Below are 20,936 nucleotides of genomic sequence, written 5' to 3' on the forward strand. Positions count from 1 at the left end.
ATAACTCGCCGCCGATGGGGCGATCTTGCGATATTCCTTTTCTTCTCTTGGATGTTCTTTGGCCTGGGCGCCCACGCCCCTCTGAGCCTTCCCTCCCCCGCCCCGGCTTCGTGCCGGCTCCGTGCGCTGCGAGGATGTGAGTTCAGGAAGTTCAGCCGGCCAAACGGGGCCGGCCCGGGCCGTGGGGGACTACACCTTGTAGGCGCGCCCCGGGAGAAGGCAAGGGAGGAAGAACAGTCATGGTGGTCACGCTCGCCAAGGGCGGGAACGTCTCGCTCACCAAGGCCGCGCCGAACCTGACGCAGGTCCAGATCGGCCTCGGCTGGTCCGCCCGTTCGACCACGGGCGCACCGTTCGACCTCGATGCGAGCGCCCTGATCTGTGGTGGCGGCCGGGTGCTCGGTGACGAGTACTTCGTCTTCTACAACAACCTCAAGAGCCCCGAGGGCTCGGTCGAGCACACCGGTGACAACCTCACCGGCGGCGAGGACGACGGCGACGACGAGGTGGTCCTGGTCAACCTGGACCTGGTGCCGGCGCAGGCGGACAAGGTGGTCTTCGCGGTGTCGATCTACGACGCCGAGGCGCGGCTGCAGAACTTCGGGCAGGTCCGCAACGCCTACATCCGGGTCGCCAACTCCCTCGACGGCCAGGAGATCGCCCGTTACGACCTGTCCGAGGACGCGTCCAGCGAGACCGCGATGATCTTCGGCGAGCTGTACCGCTACGCGGGCGAGTGGAAGTTCCGCGCGGTGGGCCAGGGCTACGCCTCCGGCCTGCGCGGCATCGCCCTCGACTTCGGCGTAAACGTACAGTAAGGGCGAAAAGGCGAAAATCAGAACAATCGCACCCAACCTACGATCATGAGAACAGAAGGCAGTGCGGGGGTGACCTGACCGGGCCCGGCCCGGTCAGGGCGTCTCGGGACGAGGCCGCCCCCGGCACGGCCCGAAACCCGAAAGGTAACCAAGTCCCGTGTTCCTCCGCACTTTCGGCTGGTCGTTCGCGATCACCGTCCTAGGCCTGATCGCGGCCGGACTGCTCTGGGGGGCCCAAGGATTCGGCATCGTGCTGATCCTCTCCATCCTGGAGATCTCCCTGTCGTTCGACAACGCGGTGGTCAACGCCACGGTGTTGAAGCGGATGAACCCGTACTGGCAGAAGATCTTCCTGACCGTCGGCGTGCTCATCGCCGTCTTCGGCATGCGGCTGGTCTTCCCGCTGCTGGTGGTCGGCCTCACCGCGAAGCTCAACCCCGCGACGGTCATCGACCTCGCGCTGCACTCCGACGCGACGCACGACGGCCTGACCTACGGCCAGTACCTGGAGGCGGCCAACCCCGCCATCGCGGCCTTCGGCGGCGTCTTCCTGCTCATGATCTTCCTCGACTTCGTGTTCGACGACGAGAAGGAGCACAACTGGCTGGGCTGGATCGAGCGCCCGCTGGAGAAGGTCGGCAAGCTGGACGCCTTCTCCAGCGTCGTCGCACTGGTCGTGCTGGTGCTGGCCTCCAACTTCTTCGCCGGGGAGCACGCTGAAACCGTTCTGCTCGCCGGTGTCCTCGGCCTGATCACCTACCTCGTGGTCGGCGGCCTCTCCTCGATCTTCGAATCGGGTCTGGAGGAGGACGCCGAGCGCGAGGAGGCGGCCGAGAAGTCCGGCAAGTCGATCCTCCAGGTCGGCGGCAAGGCCGCGTTCTTCCTCTTCCTCTACCTGGAGGTCCTGGACGCCTCGTTCTCCTTCGACGGCGTGGTCGGCGCGTTCGCCATCTCCAGCGACATCTTCCAGATCACCCTGGGCCTGGGCATCGGCGCGATGTACATCCGCTCGCTGACCGTCTTCCTGGTCCGCAAGGGCACCCTGGACGACTACGTCTACCTGGAGCACGGCGCGCACTACGCGATCGGCGCGCTCTCGGTGATCCTGCTGGTCGGGATCAAGTACCACATCCCGGAGATCGTCACCGGCCTGATCGGCGTCGCCTTCATCGGGCTGGCGCTCGGCTCGTCGATCCTGCGCAACCGGCGCGAGGGCGCGCAGGACGAACCGGAACTGGTGGGTACGAGTACCGGCGAGTAGTCCGCCGGGTACGCGAAACGGCCGCCTCCGGGAATCCGGGGGCGGCCGTTTCGCGTCGCGGTGCGCCCGCTCAGCCGAGCTGCTGCTCGATCGCGCGCAGCTTGCGCTCCAGCGAGTCCAGCTTGGGCATCGACAGGGTGTCGTCGTCGGCCGTCAGATCGATGGCCGAGCTGCGGTAGGACGAGCCCGAGGCCGATCCGACGGACGAGGACGAGGAGTAGGACGACGAGTAGGACGAGGACGAGGACGAGGAGGACGCCGAGGAGGACGGCGCGTACGACGAGCCGACGGCGGCACGCGGGCGGCGGCCGGCGTCCAGCGCGGCCGGCTCCAGCGGGCCCGAGGCGGCCTGGTACGAGGAGGCGGTGTCCGACTCGGCGGCTAGGGCAGGCTCCGTAGCGGTCTGGCCGTCGCCGGCAGCCGTGAGCGCGGGCACCTGGCGGCCGCCGCGGGCCCGGGCGAGCATGCCGCCCTGGCGGGAGATGGCCTTCAGCTCGGCCCGCTCGCGGCGGTCGGCCGTGCGGGCCCGCACCTTGGCGTCCAGCTTGGCCTGGCGCTCCTCGCGCACCTCCTCGACCGCCTCGTCCAGGCTGCGGACGTTCTCCAGCAGCATCAGCGACCAGGCCGCGTAGGTCTCGCGCGGGGCGCGCAGCCAGCGGACGATCCGGATCTGCGGCAGCGGGCGCGGCACGAGCCCCTGCTCGCGCAGCGCGGCCTTGCGGGTCTGCTTCAGCGCGCGGTCGAACAGGATCGCCGCCGAGATCGACATGCCGGAGAAGAACTGCGGGGCGCCGTCGTGCGTCACGCCGCGCGGCGCGTGCACCCAGTTGAACCAGGCCGAGGCGATCGCGAACACCCAGACCAGCAGGCGGGAGCCGAGCGCGGCGTCACCGTGGCTGGCCTCGCGCACGGCGAGCACCGAGCAGAACATCGCGGCGCCGTCGAGGCCGAACGGGACGAGGTACTCCCAGCCGCCGGACAGCCCCAGGTTCTCCTTGCCGAAGCCCACCAGGCCGTGGAAGGACAGCGCGGCCGCGACACCGGCGCAGCAGAACAGCAGCGTGTAGGAGGAGATGCCGTAGATCATCTCCTTGCGCCGCCGACGCTCCTCGCTGCGCTCCCAGGAGTCGCCGGCCTCTTCCTTCTTCGTGTTCTTGAAACGCAGCGTCGCCAGCAGGACGGCGACGAACAGCAGGGCTGCGCCGCCGACGACGGTCCAGACCAGCTGTATGGAGGTCAGGTTCATTGCGGGTCGGGCCTCGGGTTTCCGCAGGGGACGGGTTCACAGAGCGACACAGGCGGTCAGCTCCCGGTACTCGGGGAGCGCCTGACGATTCGTTCGTCGCCGCACGGCGTACCCGCCGCACCCGCGCAGGGGCGGACGGGACACCTGTGCGGCTAGACGATATCGCGTCCGAAGGGGCGGCATGCTACGGGAGGGGGGCTTCCTCCCGCCAATCGACCCGCCGACCGCTCCACTCGTCGACCCGGCGGTGAGCGCCGGGGGGCCCGACGGGGTAGGGGAGGGGGAGGTTTGGGTATCCGAGGGCCGGGCTGATGCCCGATCATGGAGCGGCGGACCGTCAGATCGCCTGACGGGAGCAGGGGGAGAGGGCGGGATGGTCTCGATCTGGGAGTACCTGCGCGGGGAGCGGAACTACACCTTCGACAACCCGGGCGGTCAGCACAAGGTCATACTCACCAAGTCGACCCCGCAGCACGCGATCACCGGGGCCGCGGCCACCACCGGCTACCTCTACGTCAACCTGCACTGGACCACCCGCTCCGGGGCCGTCCGGCCCAGTGCCCGGGAACGCGCCAAGCGCCTCTTCAGCCCCCGCATCCTGCGCCCGCTGGAGCCGGACTCGGTGCAGAACGAGCAGGTCAACGTCGACCTCGACCTGGCGTGCATGTACGAACTGTCCGACGGGAGCAGCGGCGTGGTGCAGCCGCTCGGCGGCTACTTCGGCGACCTCCGGCAACCGCCGTACATCAAGCTCAGCGGCGACGACCAGTACGGGGCGCCGTCCGGCGAGACGATGTACGTCAACCTGGAGAAGAAGGACAAGTTCAAACGGCTGCTGATCTTCGTCTACATCTACGACGGCACGCCGGCCTTCGAGCAGTCCCACGCGGTGGTGACGATCGTGCCGCAGACCGGGCCGCGGATCGAGATCAAGCTGGACGAACGGGCCCGGGCGGCGCGCTCGTGCGCGGTGGTGCTGATCGAGAACGCGGGGGACAACCAGCTGACGGTGCGCCGTGAGGTGCGGTACGTCAACGGGTTCCAGGCGGACATCGACCGGTTGTACGGGTTCGGGCTGCAGTGGCAGCGCGGGTACAAGAGCCAGGGCGGCTCCGACTAGACCCTGTCCGGCCTGGGCCCTGTTCGGTCCGGTCGGAGCCGGGCGGCGGTCATGCCCTGGGCAGGCCGATCAGCGGGGCTGGAACTGCGGGCCCTGCGGCGGCAGGGCGAACTCCTCGCCGGTGGGCGGCTGGGCCGGTGCCTGGGCCTGGGCCGGTGGTTGCGCGGGGGCCTGGGCCGGCGGCTGCTGGCCGGTGCCGGCGTGCGGGTAGCCGTAGCTGCCGGGGTGCTGCTGCGGGGCGGGCTGCTGCTGTTGGTGCGGGTAGCCGTAGCCGGCGCCCTGCTGCTGCGGGTACGGCTGGGGGGTGGGCTGCGGGTACCCGTAGCCGGTACCGGGCTGCTGCTGCGGATAGCCGTAGCCGGTGCCGGGCGGCTGCTGGGGCTGCGGCTGGTGCGGGTAGCCGTACCCGGTGCCGGGCTGGTGGGCCGGGGGTGCGGGCGGGGCCGGCGCAGTGGCCGGGGGAACGGCGGGCGGCGCGGTCGGCGGTGGCGGCACCGCGCCGGTGGCGGCCGCGGCGGGCTGCTGCTGGGGCCGGCCCTGGGGGGTGGCCGACGGCTGCGGGACGGCCGGGGCCAGGGTGAAGGTGCCGGGCTCGGGCGGGGCGGTCGGGCGCGGGGCGGGCAGCGGGGTGCTGCGGGGGTCGACGGCGGCGGTGGGGGGGACGGTGGGGGTGGCCGTCGAGGCCGCCGCCGGGGCCGCGTCGGCCTCCGCCTCGTCGTCGACGGTGATGCCGAAGTCGGTGGCCAGGCCGATCAGGCCGGAGGTGTAGCCCTGGCCGATCGCCCGGAACTTCCAGGCGCCGGAGCGCCGGTACAGCTCGCCCGCGACCAGGGCGGTGACGTTCTCGCCGTCGGAGATCGCGAACTCGGCGAGTGCGGGCGCGCCGTCCCCGGCCGTGGCGTCGAAGAGCAGCAGGCGCAGCCCGGGCACCGTGCGGAAGGAGCCGCCCTCGGAGGAGCCGGCCAGCACCACCCGGTCGACGTCGGCGGGCAGCTTGGCGAGTTCGACCTCGATCGTGTCGATGATCTCGGCGCCGCCGGAGGTCTGCTGCTTGGGCAGGTGGCGCACCAGGCCGGAGGGGTGCCGCGGCTGGTTGTAGAAGACGAAGTCGGCATCCGAACGGACCTTGCCGGTGGCGCCGAGCAGCAGCGCGGACGCGTCCACGTCCGGCGCACCGGGCGTGGCGCTCCAGCGCAGCACGGCGCGGACCGCCGCAGCCGGCAGTGCGATGTTGGCGCCCTTGGCCATCACGTGCGTCATAGCCGACCATCCTGCCCGTTCGCCACCCCTTCGGACAACGTGACCGGGACCGTCGGAACCGGGTCGGACTTTGCCAAGACTTGCGCTTGCCGGGGGTTTGCCGGTGCTCGACCGGTGATCGGTGATCTGGACGGCGATGTTCCGGGAGTTCAGTGCCGAGGAACCGGGGACGGCCGGAATCCGTCCGTACGATGGGCGGTCCAAGGGCCCGCCGGGGTCGGGCGGAGGGGGCCCGCCGGCGTCCGTCCGGGAACCACGGAGCCCCGTGGACCGGTTAACCATGGTGTCGCACCGCTGGATCGCGGTGTCGTCCCGCGCCGCCGCACGCCCCGGCAACGGACCGGCGGCCGTCAAACCTCTGAGGAGAGCACCTTGCGCCATTTCGGCCACCTCGCCGACGACGTACGCGGTCGCCTCTTCCTCGAACCGCCCCGGCCGTTCACCGCGCGGAGCGAGGCAACGGTGCTGGCCACCGCCCTCGGCGGCACCCTCTACAGCCCCGCCACCCGGCCCGCGCTGGCCGCCGACATCCGCAAACAGGCTGCTCGGGGCGTGGTGTCGATGGTGCTCTGCCTGGAGGACGCGATCGCCGACCACGAGGTGGACGCGGGGGAGCGGAACCTGATCGAGCAGTTGAATGACCTGGTCAGGGATTTCACCGACTGCACACAAAGCCACCCCCTGCTCTTCATCAGAGTTCGAGCCGCCTCCCAGATCCTCGACCTGGCCGAGCGGCTCGGGCCGGCCGTCGAGCTGCTGAGCGGGTTCGTCCTGCCGAAGTTCACCACGGAGACCGGCGGCGCGTACCTGGCCGCCCTGGCCGCCGCCGAGGCCGTTACCGGGCGCCGGCTGTTCGCCATGCCCGTCCTGGAGTCACCCGAACTCGCCCACCTGGAGACCAGGCGCCAGCAGCTCTTCGGCATCGCCGACCTGCTCGCCGGGCACCGGGAGCGGGTGCTCGCCGTCCGCCTCGGCGTGACCGACCTCTGCTCCGCGTACGGCCTGCGCCGCTCGCCCGACCTCACCGCGTACGACGTCGCCCTGGTCTCGGCGGTGATCGGCGACGTGGTCAACGTGCTCGGCCGGGCGGACGGCACCGGGTACACCGTCACCGGTCCGGTCTGGGAGTACTTCCCGGTCCAGGAGCGGATGTTCAAGCCGCAGCTGCGCCGCACGCCGTTCGCCGAGGCCCCCGGGACGGCCCGGGCCTCCGGCGAGGAGGTCCGCCGGCGGATCATCGAGCACGACCTGGACGGGCTGATCCGGGAGGTCGAGCTCGACCGGGCCAACGGCCTGCTCGGCAAGACCTGCATCCACCCCAGCCACGTCCCCGCCGTGCACGCCCTCTCCGTGGTCACGCACGAGGAGTACTGCGACGCCCGGGACATCCTCCGGCAGGAGCAGGACGGCGGCGGGGTCCTGCGCTCGGCGTACACCAACAAGATGAACGAGGCCCGGCCGCACCGGGCCTGGGCGGAGCGGGTGCTGCTGCGGGCGGAGGTGTTCGGGGTGGCCCGGGAGGACGTGAGCTTCGCGGAGCTGCTCGCGGCCTGCCTGTGCGGGGAGTGAGGGGGCTGAGGGGGCTGTCCGCAGCCGGCCTGAACGGCCCGACCGATCCGACCGATCCGACCTATCCGACTGATCCGAAGACCGCACCACCGCACCATGCGAAGACCGCACCACCGCACCATGCGAAGACCGCACCACCGCACCATGCGAAGGCAGGACCAGCAGTGACAGCACAGCAGACGTGGACCGGCCGTTGGGTCGCCGACCGGGCCGGCATCGCCCTGACCGGATCGGACCGCCTCCCCGAACTCGTGGGCCTGGCCCTGCGTTCCCAGAACCCGAAGCGCGCCCACCTGCTGGTCTCCACCGTGCTCGGCAAGCACGTCCCGCAGCGGCCCGCGGTCGTCCACGGTGCCGGGCTCGAACTCGGCCGGCAGGTACGCGAGTTGCTCGGCGACGAGGCCGCCGCGCGGGCCGTCGTCCTCGGCTACGCGGAGACGGCCACCGGCCTCGGCCACAGCGTCGCCGACGGCCTCGCCGCCCCGTACCTGCACTCCACCCGCCGCCCGGTGCCCGGCGTGCCCCCGCTCGGCGGCTTCGAGGAGGAGCACTCGCACGCCACCTCGCACCTGCTGCTCCCCGCCGATCCCGAACTCCTCGCCGGTGACGGCCCGTTGGTGCTGGTCGACGACGAGTTCTCGACCGGCCGCACGGTCCTCAACACCATCCGTGAACTGCACGCCCGCCACCCCCGCGACCACTACGTCGTCGTCGCCCTGGTCGACCTGCGCTCCACCGCCGACCGCCGCCGGCTCGCCGACACCGCCGCCGAACTCGGCGTCCGGCTCGACCTGGTGGCCACCGCCAGCGGCGCCGTCCAGCTGCCCGCCGACGTCCTGGACCGCGCCGAGCGGCTGATAGCCGAGGCCGCCCCCGCCCCCGCCGCACCCCCCGGAACGCCCGCACCGCTCGCCCGGGTCGACCTGGACTGGCCCGCCGGGCTCCCCGACGGCGGCCGGCACGGGTTCACCGCCCGCGACCGCGCCCGACTGGACGCCGCCCTGCCCCGCCTGGCCGGACAGCTGGCCGACGCACTGCCCGCCACGGCGCGGCGCGTGCTGGTCCTCGGCTTCGAGGAGCTGATGTACGCCCCGCTGCGGCTGGCCGGCGCACTCGCCGACCGGCTGGGCGGCGACCGCGTCCGCTACTCCACCACCACCCGCTCGCCCGTCCTCGCCGTGGACGACCCCGGCTACGCCATCCGCACCCGCCTCGCCTTCCCCGCCCACGACGACCCGCAGGACGACGCGTCGCGCGAGCGCTACGCCTACAACGTCGCCCCCGGCAGCGACCCGGCCCGCCGCTTCGACGCGGTCGTGCTGGTGGTCGACGACGTCGCCGACACCCCCGCCCTGCGCGAGGGCGAGCGCGCCCTGCTCGGCCAGCTGCGGCAGGTCACCGACCAGGTGGTGCTCGCGGTGCTGCCCTCCCACCGGCCGGTCCGGCTGCCCTCCCATCGGCCGCCCCACGGGCCTTCCCGCCTGCCGTCCCCGTTGTACGGCCCGGCGTTCTCCTCCTACCGGCCCGACGAGGTGGCCTGGCTGCTCAAGGACCTCTCCGGCGTCCCGCTCGAAGCCCCCACCGAGGAGCGCGAGGAGGCCGTCCAGAACGGCGGCGCGCACTACGCCGAGTCGCTGCCGGTCGAGTACCAGCCCAGCCCCGAGTACCAGGAGCTGTTCCACCAGGCGCTGCGCGCCTCCGCCCGCCGCATCGCGCTCGCCGCCGGCACCGTCGCCGAGACCCTGCTGCGCGAGCGCGGCCCCGGCCTGGTGCTCGCCTCGCTGGCCCGGGCCGGCACGCCCGTCGGCATCCTGATCCGCCGCTGGCTCGCCCACGCCCACGGCCTCGACACCCCGCACTACGCCGTCTCCATCGTCCGCGGCCGCGGCATCGACCCGGTCGCCCTGCGCTACCTGGCCGCCCACCACCGCGCCGGCGACGTCGTGTTCGTCGACGGCTGGACCGGCAAGGGCGCGATCACCCGCGAACTCGCCGAGGCCCTGGCCGGCACCGGCTTCGACCCGGACCTCGCCGTCCTCGCCGACCCCGGCCGCTGCGCGCGCACCTACGGCACCCGGGACGACTTCCTGATCCCCTCCGCCTGCCTCAACTCCACCGTCTCCGGCCTGGTCTCGCGCACCGTGCTGCGGCCCGGCCTGATCGGCCCGGACGACTTCCACGGGGCCAAGCACTACGCCGAACTGGCCGGCGCGGACGTCTCCGCCGCCTTCCTCGACACCGTGGCCGACCACTTCGACGCCGTCCGCCCGGAGGCCGTCGCCGCCGCCGACCGGCTGTCCACCGCCCCGGACCGCACGCCCGACTGGGCCGGCTGGGCCGCCGTCGAACGGATCAGCACCGAGTACGGCATCGACAGCGTCAACCTGGTCAAGCCCGGCGTCGGCGAGACCACCCGGGTGCTGCTGCGCCGCGTCCCCTGGCGGGTCCTCGCCCGGCGCGGCGCCGGCGCCGACCTCGACCACGTCCGGCTGCTCGCCGCCCAGCGCGGCGTCGAGGTCGAGGAGGTGGACGGCCTGCCGTACTCCTGCGTCGGCCTCATCCACCCCCGCTACAGTCGGGGAGCGACCGGGGCCTCCGGTAGGACCGTTGTGGTGAAGGAGTCCTGATGAACGCCGATGTCCTCGTCGCCAGCGACCTCGACCGGACGCTCGTCTACTCCAACCGGGCCCTCGCCCTGGACGTCCCCGACCGGCTCGCGCCCCGGCTGCTCTCCGTCGAGGTGCACGACGGCAAGGCGCTCTCGTTCATGACCGAACAGGCCGCCGCGCTGCTCGTCGAACTCGTCCGGCAGGCCTGGTTCGTCCCCGCCACCACCCGCACCCTCGCCCAGTACGAGCGGATCAACCTGCCCGGCCCGACGCCCGGTTGGGTCCCCGCGTACGCGATCTGCGGCAACGGCGGGCACCTGCTCGTCGACGGCGTGCCCGACCAGGACTGGCGCACCGAGATCACCGCGCGGCTCGCCTCCGGTGCGGCCCCGCTGGAGGAGGTCGTCCGGCAGCTCGCCCTGAGCGCCGACCCGGAGTGGACGCACAAGCGCCGCGTCGCCGACGGGCTGTTCGCCTACCTCGTCGTCGAGCGCGCCGCACTGCCCGGCGGCTGGCTCGACGAGCTGACCGGCTGGTGCGCCGGACGCGGCTGGACGGTCTCGCTCCAGGGCCGCAAGGTCTACGCCGTCCCCGCGCCGCTCAGCAAGAGCGCCGCCCTCGCCGAAGCCGTCCGGCGCACCGGCGCGTCCACCGTGCTCGCGGCCGGCGACTCACTGCTCGACGCCGACCTGCTGCTCGCCGCCGACGCCGCCTGGCGGCCCGGGCACGGCGAACTCGCCGACGGCGGCTGGACCGCCCCCGGCGTCACCGCCCTCGACGAGGTGGGGGTGGCGGCGGGGGAGGAGATCGCCCGACGCTTCCTCGCCCGGGTGGCCGCCGCGTCCGGCGTGCCCGTCGTGCCCGGCGTGCCCGGCGCGCCCGTCGCTTCCTGAGCGGAAGCGGCAGCGGTCAGCCGCAGCAGCCGCCGCCGCAACAGCCCCCTCCGCCACCACCGTTGCCGGAGGGGGCCTGGCGCGGGGCGCCGCCCGAAGCGGAGCCGGTGACGGCGACGGCGGACAGCAGCTTCACGGTGTCCTCGTGGCCCTGCGGGCAGACGGCGGGGGCGCCGGCCTGCGCCATCGGGCGGCGGAGTTCGAAGGTGGCGCCGCAGGAGCGGCAGCGGAAGTCGTAGCGTGGCATACCGGCAGGGTACCCAGGCGGAGCCCTGCCGACGTCCTGTCGGTGCCCTGTTGGCGTCCTACTGGGGGTGCTACCGGTGCCCGCCCAGATCGCCGCGGATCAGCCCGATCACCTGCGCCGCCGTCTCCCGCACGCCCGCCAGCTCGGTCAGGAAGTGCCAGTAGTCGGGGTGCCGGCCGGCCGCTTCCAGGGTGGCCACGGCCCGGTCCAGCCGCGCCACCGCCTCGTCCAGCGGGGCGGCGTGCCGCGGGTCCGGCGCGCTGCGGCCCGTCATCGCCAGCCGCTGCGCGTCGCGCAGGGCGAACCGGGCCCGCTCCACCTCCCGGTGGGGGTCGTGCTGTACCTCGTTCAGCTGCCGCAGCCGCTCGTTCACCGCGACCACCGACCCGTCCGCGGTGTCCAGCAGCGCGCGCACCGTACCGATCGCGCCCGTCGCGTCCGCCCAGCGCTGCTCGTCCCGGGCCCGGGCGGCCTCGGCGAGCTTGCGCTCCGCCGCCCGCCCGGTCTCCGCGACCTGCTCCGACACCCGCTGGAGGTCCTGCCAGCAGGCCGAGCTGAACCGGCGGCGCAGTTCGCTCAGCGCCGGCTCGACCGTCTCCGCCTTGGTCTCCAGCGCCTGGATCCGGGTCCGCAGGCTCGCCACCCGCCGGTCGATCTCCCGCGCCCGCTCCGGCAGTTGACCGGCGTCGGCCGCGATCGCCTCGGCGCGCTGCCGGACGTCGTCCGCGCGCCGCAGCGTCGGCGCCACCCCGTGCCGGGCCGGCCCCTCGTTCAGCAGCCCGAGCTCCGGCGCCAGTTCGGCCAGCCGGGCCGCCAGGTCGTCCGCCAGCAGCCCGGCGCCGCGCACCGCGTCCAGCGCGTTGCTCGCCTGGAGCAGCGCGCGCTTCGCCTGCTCCACCGCCGGGGTGACCCGCATCAGCTGCTGCTCGGCGCGCTGGAGGGCCGGCTGCAGCCGCTGGAGGAAGTCGTTCAGCTCCGCCCGGGCCGAGCCGAGCTGCCCCTTCACGTCCTCCAGCTGGCGCCGGGCCCGCGCCGCGGCGCCGGCGTCCAGCGCCTCGTCGTCCAGGTTGTACGCGTCCAGCGCGCCCAGGTAGTTCACGGTGACCTGGTCCACCCGGCCGGTGATCCCCGCCAGGTCCGCCAGCGCCCGGCGGGCCGTCGCCTCGTCCTCGGCCGCCCGGACGGTCTCCACCGCCAACTGCACCTCGCGCTGCGTCGAGTCCAGCTCGTAGAACGCCTCCTGCGCGGCGTCCCGGGCCGCCTTGGCGTCCGCCCGCACACCCTCCCCGCCGCGCCGACCCCACCAGCCGCCCGTCCCGGCCGAGGCCAGCCCCAGCGCACCCAGCGCACCCGCCAGCACCACCGGCACCACCAGTGCGTCGGCCAGCGCACTCCCCGCCCGACGCCACCCCCGCCCGCTCCCGCCGGCCACCGTCACTGCGCGCTCCCTGCTCCGACCCGCTGATCCACCCCCATTCTTCCCGATCACCCCACCCCACCGGCACCCCCACCCGTCCCACTCCCCGACCACCCGCACCACAGCACCCCCCGGGACCAGGTACCCTAGGCAGTCGTCGTGCCCCCACCGGGCCACGACAGGGGGCGCGTAGCTCAGTGGTAGAGCGCTGCTCTTACAAAGCAGATGTCGGCGGTTCGAAACCGTCCGCGCCCACAGCGAATATGCAGGTCAGAGGGCCGTGGTGGCAGCTCGAAAGAGCCGACACCACGGCCCGAAACACATTTAGAACACATCACGCCGCAGCGGCGTCGGCAGCTGCCTCCAAGGCAGCGACTTCGGCGGCGAGCTTGGCCGCCTTCTTCTGTGCCTTCTCGGCCTTCTTCTTCGCCAGCTTGAGCACCTTCGACCGCTGGCTGTCGAGCCGGTCTGACACCTCATCCAGACGGTCCGGCCAGAGGTGACCGTACGTGTCCAGCGTCAGGGTCGCGGTCTTGTGGCCCAGCATGGTCTGGACCACCTTGACGTCGGCGCCGCTGGCGATTGCCAGGGAAGCCGCAGTGTGCCGCAGTTTGTGAAGCGTGATGCCGAGGTCTGCCAGGCCAGCGCTCTCCAGAGCCTTCTTGAACCGCCGACGCGTGAAGTTGCCGACGATCAGCTTTCCGCCCTCGGGGGCCGTGAAGAGAAGGTCGTCTGGATCGCGGCCGGCCATCAGCAATTCGAGTTCCTTGAGAAGGAACGCGGGCACTGGAACCGAGCGGCGCTCATGGTTCTTCGGAGTGTCGAGGTATAGGCCGCCTTTGTCTCGACTCCACGTCTCGGCGATCCGAACGCGTCGGGTGGCAAGGTTTACGCGACTGATCTTGATTGCCGTGGCTTCGCCCCAGCGGACTCCGGTATAGGCAAGAAATAGGATCAGCGTCCGATACTCGCCGCAAGCGTCAGCGAGGTTTTCCACCTGCACGTTGTCCAGGTAAACGTGCTCCGGCGGGACGTAGCGAGGGAGCGGGATTCCGATTGCCGGATTATAGGCAATCCGGCGCGCACGCACTGCATAGTCCAGTACTCCCTTAAGGACGACGTGGATCTTCCGAATGGTGCTCGCGGAGAGGGGTTTTCCGTTGGATACGGAGTCCGCGAGGATGTCGCTGAGCCACTTGGCGATGCCGTCGAACTGGATGCGAGCGACCGGAGTTGATCCCCATTTGGGGATCACGTATGTGTCGAGCGCGATGCGGTACCTGGCGCGCGTCGAACGCTTCACATTGAGCTTGGCCGTGAACCACTCTTCCGCAATCTCTGCGAACTTCGTGCGGCCCGCAGATGGGTCTCGGTAGGTTCCGTTGCCGAGCTTTTCCTCCAGCTCAGTCCGAGTGGCTTCGGCATCGACCTTTCGCCGGACGGTCTTCATGCGAGCCTGGCCGTCCGGGTCGTACCATCGCACGCGGAACCTGCCGGGAGCAGTGCGTCCGCTGGACTTTGCCTTCGCTACTGCCGCCTTGAAGTCGGCATGGTTAATTCGGTCTTCTATCCAAACGCGGGACATAAATCACCTGGATCTGCCTTGCAGTGTTCATGGTCATATCCATTCCTTCTTTCTGCCCGTTCGAATGCGCGGCTTCTGCCGCATTTCGGGTTGCATGGTTTATCGGTGATCCGCACGTGGCGCAGATGGCGACGACGACGTGGTGCGGAACGGAGGAGGCCGGAGGCCAGGGGGCTTGGCCGGAGATCAGGCCGGTCGGGGGAGCGGCCAGATGCCGAACGCGGGGTTGCAGGGCAAGTGCCTGTTGCGGACGCCGAGTTCCAGGACGCGCTTGAGCGCTGCGAGGATGCCGTTGATCGTGGTGACGCTAAGCCGGCCTTCGGCGTGCAGATCTGCCATCAGGCGCTCGACGTCCGCTCGGGTGATCGTGATGGCGAGCCTGCGCCCCAGGCGCGGCAGCACGTGCAGGTCGAGCGGCCTGCGGTTCGGGAACCTCGGCGCCCCTGGCCGGGTGGATTGCACCGGCAGGGACGACCAGTGATCGACCAGGCGGTTGAGCGTCACCGGCGCCCGGCCGTGGGCGATATCGGCCCGCGCGGCCGCCGCGAGGTGCAGGGTCGGCACGCTCAGGCTGTGGGAAGTACCCGACTCGTCGCGCCAGCGGACGCGGTAGCGGGCCGGAGGGGTGCGGCCGGCCGCGCGAGCGCGTCCGACGGCCAGCAGGTAGTCCGCGTGCTTACCGCGGTCCTCGATCCGAGCGTGGAGCATGGTCTTCTGCCAATCGTTGATATATGCATGTCATAAGATCGCCTCTTTTTCTGCCCGTACGGGTGCGGGACCGGTCGGTCGCGCAATCGGGTTCGCTGAACTGGCGTCGCGGCGGTGCCGAACGCCGGGTGCTTGCTGTGGCTGCCCTACTTCGAGTCGGAGTCGCCGGGCTTGAGCAGGGCGGCGAGTTCTTCCGGGCTTGAGCCCGACTGAACCGCAGCGTTGATCTTCTCCAGGGTCGCTGCCATCTCCGAGTTGAAGGCCGCGGTCATCGCGGCGGCCCGGTCCTGGAGCACCGAGCTGGTGAGGTCAGCGAGGGTCCGCTGACTGTCTCCAGCCGGCCTCCGCTGGATGGCCGTCGAGTAGAACTGCCGGGAGTCGCTCTGAGGCAGAGCCTTCTGCCCGCTGAACCACTCCATCAGCAACTCGCCGTCACTGACCGCCAGTTCGGGAGTCAGCAGGAGCTTCGTGCCCGGTACGGCCTCGTCCGGCAGGCCAAGCAGGTGGATCGGCGAGATGTCCAACGCCACTGCGAGGGCCACGACTTCGTCGATCGAAAGCTCGCGCCGTCGAACGCCGTTCGTGTCGCGCCGACCCGTCTCGATGTTGGCCAGGACGGGGGCCGTCAGCTTGGTCGCGCCGGCATCGTGGCAGGCGGCTGCCAGTTGCTTCACCGTCCACCCACGTCGATTTCGGGCCTCCTTCACCCGAAGCGCTACCGCGTCGCTCACCGACAGGGTCGGCGGGGCCGAGTCGCTCGACATCTGGCCTCCTTGCTTGTCGTATCGGCAACTCTACTCATCGCCTCTCGATTGTGCAATCGACAACCCGCAGGCCCGCCGGCGTGCGTCGATTCGACAAGCAGCCCTCTTGCGGGGCGACTGGTCCCAGGTGGATGGCGCCAAGATTGTCGAAATGACAAGTTCATGTGTCGCATTGACAATCGCGCCCGTGTTGTTCGATGCTCATCTCGGTTGTCCAAACGACAAGCAGAATTGTCGAAATGACAAGTGGACGAGATGTGAGTGCTCATGAGTACGGACAGGTTGTGGACCTTGCAGGAGCTCGCGGAGTTCCTGGGTGTGCCGACGCAGTCGATCTACCAGATGAACTGGAAGGGCACCGGACCGCGGAGCTACAAGGTGGGGCGCCACAGGCGGTACGACCCGCGGGACGTGCGGCAGTGGTTGGAAACCCGCTCTTCCGACACGGGGAGCGGGCGATGAAGCGACAGCTCGGCACGACTCGCCGCCCATGGTGGTCCGCGGACGACGCGGCGGTCTACCTCGGCATCACGAGCGCGGACCTGCGGGAACTGGGTGGTGCGGGCACCGGCCCCAAGTACACCGAGACCCCTGATGGCCTTCGGCGCTACCGGCCGTCCGACGTCAGGCTCTGGGGCTCGGCAGGCTTGGTGCGCGACAGCCGCGGATGGAACGGGGCAGCACGGTGACGCGACGACGGCGGGCCAGTGCCCCCGCTCGCCGGCCGACCGGCGAAGACGGATGTCCGCTCCCGCCCCGCCCGCCGTGACCAGAGCCGCTCGTCCCGACAGAACGGCGCCGAAACCGCTACCACCACCGCAGGAGTTCACCATGCACAGCTTCACCCACGACCGCTACTCCGAGCAGCCTCCCACCACCTGGATAGGTCGGCACTGGATGGCGACCACCAAGGACGGCTCCGGCCAGTACCTGCGTGGACTGATCCTCGACGTCCGCCCCGGAGGCGTTCACGTCCAGTGGCCGCCCTCGGACGGCCAGGACGAACGCGCCGGGTGGACCGCCACCGACAGGGGGACGCTGGCCAGAGAGTGAAGACAGGCAGAAGGCCGGGGGCCTCACCAGGAACGGTGAGGCCCCCGGCCTTCTGCCTGTGCACGTGAGCCGAGTCATTGGCCGAGGTTGCCGTCGGCCAGGTTAGCCAACGCGGCCCAGCAGCTTCACCACCGCGGCGCTGTAGGCCCTGGACCGCTCCCAGACCGCGTGGCGGTCAAGGTTGGCCTGCTGGAACTCCTCCTCCAGATCGGCCTGTACCCGCATCCCGAGGCCGGGGTGCAGCCACGTCTGCACCTTCCAGCTGGTCTTGCTGCTCAGCACGGCGATGGGCGGGACCGAAGTGCCCTGCCCGCGCCGGCCGTCCGGCTTGAACACCTCGTAGTAGGCGTCACGGTTCTGATGCCCGAGCAGGCTGGCGCGCAGGAGTCGCGCCTGCTCGGCCACCTCCAGGACCAGCGTGTCATCTTCCGGAAGGCCGACGAGGCGCTCGGGGCCTGGCTGCGGGATCACCCGCCAGATCCCGGCATCGTCCCGGAAAACGGCGGCGCTTCGCCACCGGCGAGGGGTAGCTGCTCCGGGCAGAACCCGCCCGTGCGGAAGCCACAATGGTGCGGGTCGGCCGGCGGCACGACGGCGGAGGGCGAACCGGGCGGCCTTGAGCAGAGCGGCGTCCCGCGCCCGGCTGAGCGCGACGGTGGAGAACAGCTGTTCTCGGCTGTCGCGCTCGTCCTGAGCGTGGTCACCGGGGGGCCGGTCGCGAGCGGATTCCACCCTGGACGCGGCACTGCGCGCGAGCTCCGTCCGTTCGGAGAGTTCGCGGACCGTCCGGCTCCACGAATGTTGGATCATGTTCCCTGCTTACGTTGGGGCGGCAGTGCTGCCGGGCCAGGACAAGATCAACCAGAAGCTACGAGGGAACGATCCGCCGGAAGGCGACCGCCTGCTTGTCCCAGTATCCGCCGGTGAAGGTGGTGATCTGGATGTTCTTGCCTGTGCGCGGCGCGTCCAGGACGAGGTTCGACCCGAGGTACATCCCGACGTGACCGGGCGAGGTCGGCGTGCCGTCGCTCCCGGCCAGGAAGATGAGGTCGCCCGGCTTTAGCTGCGATGCGGCGTAGACCGGCGTCCCGTTGAAGACCTGCTCGAAAGTCGTCCTGCTGATTTTGATGCCGGCGGCCTCGTACGCGCGGAGCATCAGGCCGGAGCAGTCGTAACTCGGATCGCCGGTGCCGCCCCACTGGTAGGGCATCCCGAGCTTAGAGATGCCGAACTTGATCGCGGTCACGATCTGGACGGGCGTTCCGGCCGGGAGGGAGAAGCCGGCGGGGAGGCTGGTGGCCTCGGTCGTCGTCTGGCCGTCGCCGTTGCCGAGCGAACAGTTCGTGGCGTTCCCGCTGTAGGTGGCCACCAGCTGCTGAGCGGTGCTCTCCCACTTCGCGTAGGCGGAGGGGAACGCGCTCGCCTGGACTCGTTGGGCGGCCACGGTGACCGGCAGGGTCTCCCATCCCGAAACCTTCACCAGCGCGGCGTAGAACTTGGTCGCGGCGTAGACGGGGTCCGTGATCTGTGCAGATGAGCCCCAGCCCTGCGACGGGCGCTGCTGGAACAGGCCGACCGAGTCCAGGTCTCCGGAACTGAGGTTCCTAAGCGTCGACTCCTGCAAGGCGGTCGCGATCGCGACCACCGCCGCCTGTGGCGGCAGCTTGAGCTGGACCGAGACCTGATAGATGATCTGGCCGTTGTTGATCTGCTCGGTCGTCAGCTGCTGTCCGTCCGCAGTGGCCTGCCCGGGTGCCGCCGGCTTGAAGCAACCCAACCCGCCGGGGGAGACGGCCGGGGTAGCGGAGGCAGTTCCTCCGCCGGAGAGTGCGATGCCAAGAACCACCCCGAAGGGCGCCAGAACGCCTGTCAGCGCCAGATGGGCTGCCTTCTTCACGTGCCACCTCTGAGGCCGGCGCGTCGGAGGCGCGCGGCCGATTCACATCAGCTAATTGGAATTGATCGAACCATAGGCTGATGTGACCCACTCTGGTCAACCAGAGTGAGGGTGATCAGTGCCACTAGTTAGCCAAAGTGAATCTCGTTAGGCGTGCCTCACCGCCGGGAGGTTCTTGCGGGGTGGCGGAGTTCGACCGTCACGCGGCCGCGGCGTCTGCTGCGAGCGGCTTAGCCGCCGATGCGTCCGAAGATGTGCTGGAGGGCGGCGGGCCTCAGGTCCGGGAATGCCAGGTGGAGGACGGCGTCGGCGATGCCCATGTGGGGTCGGACTTCCACCGCCTCAAGCGGGCGGTTCGGCGGCGGTTCGTCCAGTGCTGGTGGGGCGGCTGCCGCAAGTGCTCGCCGCAGTGCCTGTGAAGGGGTGCTCTGGACCGGCTGTCGGTTGCCGCAGAGCTGCGACGCGCTCATGAAAGATGCCTCCCTGATCGGGAGGCAGTCCTATGGAGCAGGCGACGGTAGTCGGCCGGTCACTCCTCCCGGCTCGCAGAACTGTATGCGAGTGGCCACCCGGAGTGTGCCGACTGTGTGAGTTTGTGATGATCTGGCGAGTGGCCTGGCGTGTGGCGCTCGTCACTCAGGCGCGACCCCAGGGTCGGGTAGGCCCTCCATCGCCCGCGCGGATTGGATCATGGTGGTGATGGCCGCCATGCTGCGCTCCGAGAGCCCGTCCGCGTCGAGCACCATCTGCCGGATCGACGCATTGCGCAGCGCGCCTGCGAGGCGGAGCTGCTCGTCGGTCCGCTTCGCCATCTCCTCCTCGTAGAAGTAGAGCGGAGAGACGCCAAAGAAGTCGGCAATTGCCTTGAGGCGACTGTGCGTTGGGTCGGTCCGCTTGCCCTTGCGCAGCTGCCACAGATAGGTGGGCCCGAGGACCTGGTGGCCGGCCTTCGTGTTGATCGCCTGGGCGACTTCGGGGTTGGTGTACGGGCCCCGGTCGGCAGGGTGCACCGTCTCGAACAGGTGGTTCAGCCGGCTCGCGATCGACCCGGCCTCGGCGGATTCTTCGACTGGCATGACGCGCGTAGCACCCCTCAGATCTGACTGGGTCTCATCGTTGCGCACAGTGACGCCGATTAGCCACCGTAAACAGAGAGTGTTCGGGTGAGGCTAGTCACATTCACTTTGGTTGACGCGTCGGGCTCGTGGGCGTTTATCGTTTGCTCACGGCCAATTAGCCAGAGTGAATAGCACTGACCCCCCGTGCTGAACCCAGGTGAAGGCCGCTTCATCCGCCTCCCCGTGCCCGACAGCAGGGGCGGCTCCTTCTGACCAGGACGGATCCTGCGGGATCGCTGGCATGTCTGCCTTCCGGGAGCCCGGTATGTCCCTCACCCTGCAAGCCGTTCACCACCTTGCTGACGTTCACTACCTCGCCGATATCCAGAATCCGGCACCGGCCGACCCGACGAACGGCAGCAAGGGCGCGAACCTCCTCTTGAGCTACGCGAAGTGGGGCGCCCTGATCGCGTGCGCCGTCGCCGCGGTGGTCTCGGGCGGCCTGATGGGCATAGGCCACCTCTCCAACAGGCCCGACTCCGCGGAGAAGGGGAAGAGGAGCCTGGTCTGGTCGCTGGGCGGCGTGATCGTGACCGCATGCGCGATCCCCGTCGTGAACACCGTTTTCGGCGCGGCGGCCTAGGCCACGCCATGAACCAGTTCCTCGACCACCGCCCCCGCCGCCGGATTCTGCCGCTGCTCCTCCTCGGTGTCGTTGGCCTGCTTGCCTTCGTCGCCGTAGGGGTCGCCATCGAGTCCGGCAGCGAGCCCCGCGGGCCCAAGGTGTTCACGCCGCCGGCCGCCATCCCGCCGCCGGGCTCGGTCACCGGTGTGGACTCCACCGGGTCGCCCGCCCCCGGGCTGACCGGCCCGCTCCAGCTCGTCCGCGGAGAGCGCCTCGTCAACGGGGTTCAGGTGGGCTACCCGCATTCCACGGTAGGCGCTGTTTCGGCGGCGGTCGAGTACTGGCGCCAGCTCGGCTCCACCCTTGAACCCGACCGCGCAGCGGCCGTCGCCCGGCTCGTCGCCGTCGACTCCTGGTCCAACGCCGCAGACGTCCTCGCCCAAGGCCCGGCCGCCACGCGCAAGGGACTCGGCCTGCCGAAGAGCGGCCAGTTGCAGCCCGGGACCTCCGTCGTCCTGTCGCCCGTCGAGTACCAGGTGCGCTCGGTCGGCCCCGACAACGTCCAGGTCCTGCTGCTGGCCACCTACACCGCCAGTGTTCCCGGCGCCGGGATTCAGACCCGCATGGGCGTCTACCCGCTCGACCTGACCTGGTCCGCGACCGACTGGCGCATTCCCGCCCCCTCGGGCAACTCCACCACCGACTACACCAGCCTCGTCGCCGAGCCGGGCAGCCCCCAAGCCTCGGCCAAGGGCTGGCAGGAACTGAAGCGATAACCATGGTCACCAGCACCACCAGGGGGCCCG

Annotated in this window: 21 protein-coding genes and 1 tRNA gene; 12 read left to right on the top strand and 10 right to left on the bottom strand. The window is 70.7% G+C overall.

The window, feature by feature from the left end; all coding sequences use genetic code 11:
• Window positions 1-239 precede the first annotated feature (239 nt).
• Entirely contained in the window at window positions 240-818 is a 579-nt protein-coding gene (locus ACFVX9_RS03660; protein WP_063347439.1) for a TerD family protein, read from the top strand.
• Window positions 819-975: 157 nt separating this feature from the next.
• Window positions 976-2,079 carry a DUF475 domain-containing protein gene (locus ACFVX9_RS03665; RefSeq protein ID WP_380343789.1) on the top strand — a complete coding sequence of 368 codons (1,104 nt, stop codon included), beginning with the start codon at window positions 976-978 and terminating at the stop codon, window positions 2,077-2,079.
• A gap of 70 nt (window positions 2,080-2,149) precedes the next feature.
• On the opposite strand, the gene ACFVX9_RS03670 is transcribed toward ACFVX9_RS03665, so the two are convergent.
• Window positions 2,150-3,325 carry a DUF2637 domain-containing protein gene (locus tag ACFVX9_RS03670; protein WP_387980174.1) on the bottom strand — a complete coding sequence of 392 codons (1,176 nt, stop codon included), beginning with the start codon at window positions 3,323-3,325 and terminating at the stop codon, window positions 2,150-2,152.
• 373 nt (window positions 3,326-3,698) lie between these two features.
• Here ACFVX9_RS03670 and ACFVX9_RS03675 point away from each other — a divergent pair, with 373 nt between their 5' ends.
• Window positions 3,699-4,445 carry a hypothetical protein gene (locus ACFVX9_RS03675; protein WP_063347436.1) on the top strand — a complete coding sequence of 249 codons (747 nt, stop codon included), beginning with the start codon at window positions 3,699-3,701 and terminating at the stop codon, window positions 4,443-4,445.
• A gap of 69 nt (window positions 4,446-4,514) precedes the next feature.
• Here the strand turns inward: ACFVX9_RS03675 and ACFVX9_RS03680 are convergent, their stop codons facing one another.
• Window positions 4,515-5,705, bottom strand: a complete 1,191-nt coding sequence (locus ACFVX9_RS03680) for a TerD family protein (RefSeq protein WP_387980177.1) — start codon at window positions 5,703-5,705, stop codon at window positions 4,515-4,517.
• 372 nt (window positions 5,706-6,077) lie between these two features.
• On the opposite strand from ACFVX9_RS03680, the gene ACFVX9_RS03685 reads away from it, so the two are divergent.
• The 3 genes from ACFVX9_RS03685 (at window position 6,078) to ACFVX9_RS03695 (ending at window position 10,776) form a co-directional block, all read left to right on the top strand.
• Window positions 6,078-7,274 carry an HpcH/HpaI aldolase/citrate lyase family protein gene (locus ACFVX9_RS03685; RefSeq protein WP_387980179.1) on the top strand — a complete coding sequence of 399 codons (1,197 nt, stop codon included), beginning with the start codon at window positions 6,078-6,080 and terminating at the stop codon, window positions 7,272-7,274.
• Between the two features lie 164 nt (window positions 7,275-7,438).
• The gene (locus tag ACFVX9_RS03690) at window positions 7,439-9,901 is read left to right on the top strand and encodes a phosphoribosyltransferase (protein ID WP_380480111.1); all 2,463 of its coding nucleotides are present in this window, start codon (window positions 7,439-7,441) and stop codon (window positions 9,899-9,901) included.
• Window positions 9,901-10,776, top strand: a complete 876-nt coding sequence (locus tag ACFVX9_RS03695; protein WP_387980181.1) for an HAD family hydrolase — start codon at window positions 9,901-9,903, stop codon at window positions 10,774-10,776. Before ACFVX9_RS03690 ends, ACFVX9_RS03695 begins: the two co-directional genes overlap by 1 nt.
• 16 nt (window positions 10,777-10,792) lie before the next feature.
• On the opposite strand, the gene ACFVX9_RS03700 is transcribed toward ACFVX9_RS03695, so the two are convergent.
• Window positions 10,793-11,023, bottom strand: coding sequence for a zinc ribbon domain-containing protein (locus ACFVX9_RS03700; protein ID WP_063347431.1), 231 nt, complete (start codon window positions 11,021-11,023; stop codon window positions 10,793-10,795).
• Window positions 11,024-11,093: 70 nt separating this feature from the next.
• Window positions 11,094-12,455: a hypothetical protein gene (locus ACFVX9_RS03705; RefSeq protein WP_380480137.1), complete on the bottom strand. Its 1,362-nt coding sequence runs from the start codon at window positions 12,453-12,455 to the stop codon at window positions 11,094-11,096.
• 168 nt (window positions 12,456-12,623) lie between these two features.
• Between ACFVX9_RS03705 and ACFVX9_RS03710 the strand changes: the two genes are divergently transcribed.
• Window positions 12,624-12,695, top strand: a tRNA-Val gene (locus tag ACFVX9_RS03710).
• Window positions 12,696-12,774: 79 nt separating this feature from the next.
• Here the strand turns inward: ACFVX9_RS03710 and ACFVX9_RS03715 are convergent.
• The 3 genes from ACFVX9_RS03715 to ACFVX9_RS03725 all read right to left on the bottom strand — a co-directional run bounded on the left by ACFVX9_RS03715 (window position 12,775) and on the right by ACFVX9_RS03725 (window position 15,497).
• Window positions 12,775-13,890, bottom strand: a complete 1,116-nt coding sequence (locus ACFVX9_RS03715; RefSeq protein WP_380374928.1) for a tyrosine-type recombinase/integrase — start codon at window positions 13,888-13,890, stop codon at window positions 12,775-12,777.
• A 321-nt stretch (window positions 13,891-14,211) separates the two neighbouring features.
• Complete coding sequence (locus tag ACFVX9_RS03720; protein ID WP_387980183.1) at window positions 14,212-14,733, bottom strand: hypothetical protein; 522 nt, start codon at window positions 14,731-14,733, stop codon at window positions 14,212-14,214.
• 146 nt (window positions 14,734-14,879) lie between these two features.
• Window positions 14,880-15,497, bottom strand: coding sequence for a helix-turn-helix transcriptional regulator (locus ACFVX9_RS03725; protein ID WP_359914445.1), 618 nt, complete (start codon window positions 15,495-15,497; stop codon window positions 14,880-14,882).
• 267 nt (window positions 15,498-15,764) lie between these two features.
• Between ACFVX9_RS03725 and ACFVX9_RS03730 the strand changes: the two genes are divergently transcribed.
• The 3 genes from ACFVX9_RS03730 (at window position 15,765) to ACFVX9_RS03740 (ending at window position 16,550) form a co-directional block, all read left to right on the top strand.
• Window positions 15,765-15,959: a helix-turn-helix domain-containing protein gene (locus ACFVX9_RS03730; RefSeq protein ID WP_359914443.1), complete on the top strand. Its 195-nt coding sequence runs from the start codon at window positions 15,765-15,767 to the stop codon at window positions 15,957-15,959.
• On the top strand, window positions 15,956-16,186 hold the full coding sequence (locus tag ACFVX9_RS03735) for a hypothetical protein (protein WP_387980186.1): 231 nt from the start codon (window positions 15,956-15,958) through the stop codon (window positions 16,184-16,186). Before ACFVX9_RS03730 ends, ACFVX9_RS03735 begins: the two co-directional genes overlap by 4 nt.
• Window positions 16,187-16,328: 142 nt before the next feature.
• Window positions 16,329-16,550 (top strand): hypothetical protein, encoded by a 222-nt coding sequence (locus tag ACFVX9_RS03740; RefSeq protein WP_380374922.1) that lies wholly within the window; start codon window positions 16,329-16,331, stop codon window positions 16,548-16,550.
• 102 nt (window positions 16,551-16,652) lie between these two features.
• On the opposite strand, the gene ACFVX9_RS03745 is transcribed toward ACFVX9_RS03740, so the two are convergent.
• From ACFVX9_RS03745 to ACFVX9_RS03755, 3 genes are all read right to left on the bottom strand, one after another.
• Window positions 16,653-17,360 carry a hypothetical protein gene (locus ACFVX9_RS03745; RefSeq protein WP_387980188.1) on the bottom strand — a complete coding sequence of 236 codons (708 nt, stop codon included), beginning with the start codon at window positions 17,358-17,360 and terminating at the stop codon, window positions 16,653-16,655.
• A 58-nt stretch (window positions 17,361-17,418) separates the two neighbouring features.
• On the bottom strand, window positions 17,419-18,447 hold the full coding sequence (locus tag ACFVX9_RS03750; protein ID WP_387980190.1) for a C40 family peptidase: 1,029 nt from the start codon (window positions 18,445-18,447) through the stop codon (window positions 17,419-17,421).
• Between the two features lie 632 nt (window positions 18,448-19,079).
• Window positions 19,080-19,523, bottom strand: a complete 444-nt coding sequence (locus ACFVX9_RS03755; protein WP_359905065.1) for a helix-turn-helix domain-containing protein — start codon at window positions 19,521-19,523, stop codon at window positions 19,080-19,082.
• Window positions 19,524-19,830: 307 nt separating this feature from the next.
• Between ACFVX9_RS03755 and ACFVX9_RS03760 the strand changes: the two genes are divergently transcribed.
• Window positions 19,831-20,148, top strand: a complete 318-nt coding sequence (locus ACFVX9_RS03760; protein WP_045700742.1) for a hypothetical protein — start codon at window positions 19,831-19,833, stop codon at window positions 20,146-20,148.
• 8 nt (window positions 20,149-20,156) lie between these two features.
• A complete protein-coding gene (locus ACFVX9_RS03765; RefSeq protein ID WP_387980193.1) occupies window positions 20,157-20,906 on the top strand; it encodes a hypothetical protein in 750 nt (249 codons plus the stop codon).
• Window positions 20,907-20,936: the final 30 nt, after the last annotated feature.

This window comes from Kitasatospora sp. NPDC058243 (genome assembly GCF_042882025.1).
Taxonomy (GTDB): Bacteria; Actinomycetota; Actinomycetes; order Streptomycetales; family Streptomycetaceae; genus Kitasatospora.

Excerpts from the sequence above, each read along its gene's own strand:
- ACFVX9_RS03660 (WP_063347439.1), top strand. The coding sequence starts at position 240 with ATGGTGGTCACGCTCGCCAAGGGCGGGAACGTCTCGCTCACCAAGGCC.
- ACFVX9_RS03670 (WP_387980174.1), bottom strand. The coding sequence starts at position 3,325 with ATGAACCTGACCTCCATACAGCTGGTCTGGACCGTCGTCGGCGGCGCA.
- ACFVX9_RS03675 (WP_063347436.1), top strand. The coding sequence starts at position 3,699 with ATGGTCTCGATCTGGGAGTACCTGCGCGGGGAGCGGAACTACACCTTC.
- ACFVX9_RS03680 (WP_387980177.1), bottom strand. The coding sequence starts at position 5,705 with ATGACGCACGTGATGGCCAAGGGCGCCAACATCGCACTGCCGGCTGCG.
- ACFVX9_RS03695 (WP_387980181.1), top strand. The coding sequence starts at position 9,901 with ATGAACGCCGATGTCCTCGTCGCCAGCGACCTCGACCGGACGCTCGTC.
- ACFVX9_RS03700 (WP_063347431.1), bottom strand. The coding sequence starts at position 11,023 with ATGCCACGCTACGACTTCCGCTGCCGCTCCTGCGGCGCCACCTTCGAA.
- ACFVX9_RS03715 (WP_380374928.1), bottom strand. The coding sequence starts at position 13,890 with ATGAAGACCGTCCGGCGAAAGGTCGATGCCGAAGCCACTCGGACTGAG.
- ACFVX9_RS03720 (WP_387980183.1), bottom strand. The coding sequence starts at position 14,733 with ATGCTCCACGCTCGGATCGAGGACCGCGGTAAGCACGCGGACTACCTG.
- ACFVX9_RS03725 (WP_359914445.1), bottom strand. The coding sequence starts at position 15,497 with ATGTCGAGCGACTCGGCCCCGCCGACCCTGTCGGTGAGCGACGCGGTA.
- ACFVX9_RS03730 (WP_359914443.1), top strand. The coding sequence starts at position 15,765 with ATGAGTACGGACAGGTTGTGGACCTTGCAGGAGCTCGCGGAGTTCCTG.
- ACFVX9_RS03735 (WP_387980186.1), top strand. The coding sequence starts at position 15,956 with ATGAAGCGACAGCTCGGCACGACTCGCCGCCCATGGTGGTCCGCGGAC.
- ACFVX9_RS03740 (WP_380374922.1), top strand. The coding sequence starts at position 16,329 with ATGCACAGCTTCACCCACGACCGCTACTCCGAGCAGCCTCCCACCACC.
- ACFVX9_RS03745 (WP_387980188.1), bottom strand. The coding sequence starts at position 17,360 with ATGATCCAACATTCGTGGAGCCGGACGGTCCGCGAACTCTCCGAACGG.
- ACFVX9_RS03755 (WP_359905065.1), bottom strand. The coding sequence starts at position 19,523 with ATGCCAGTCGAAGAATCCGCCGAGGCCGGGTCGATCGCGAGCCGGCTG.
- ACFVX9_RS03760 (WP_045700742.1), top strand. The coding sequence starts at position 19,831 with ATGTCCCTCACCCTGCAAGCCGTTCACCACCTTGCTGACGTTCACTAC.
- ACFVX9_RS03765 (WP_387980193.1), top strand. The coding sequence starts at position 20,157 with ATGAACCAGTTCCTCGACCACCGCCCCCGCCGCCGGATTCTGCCGCTG.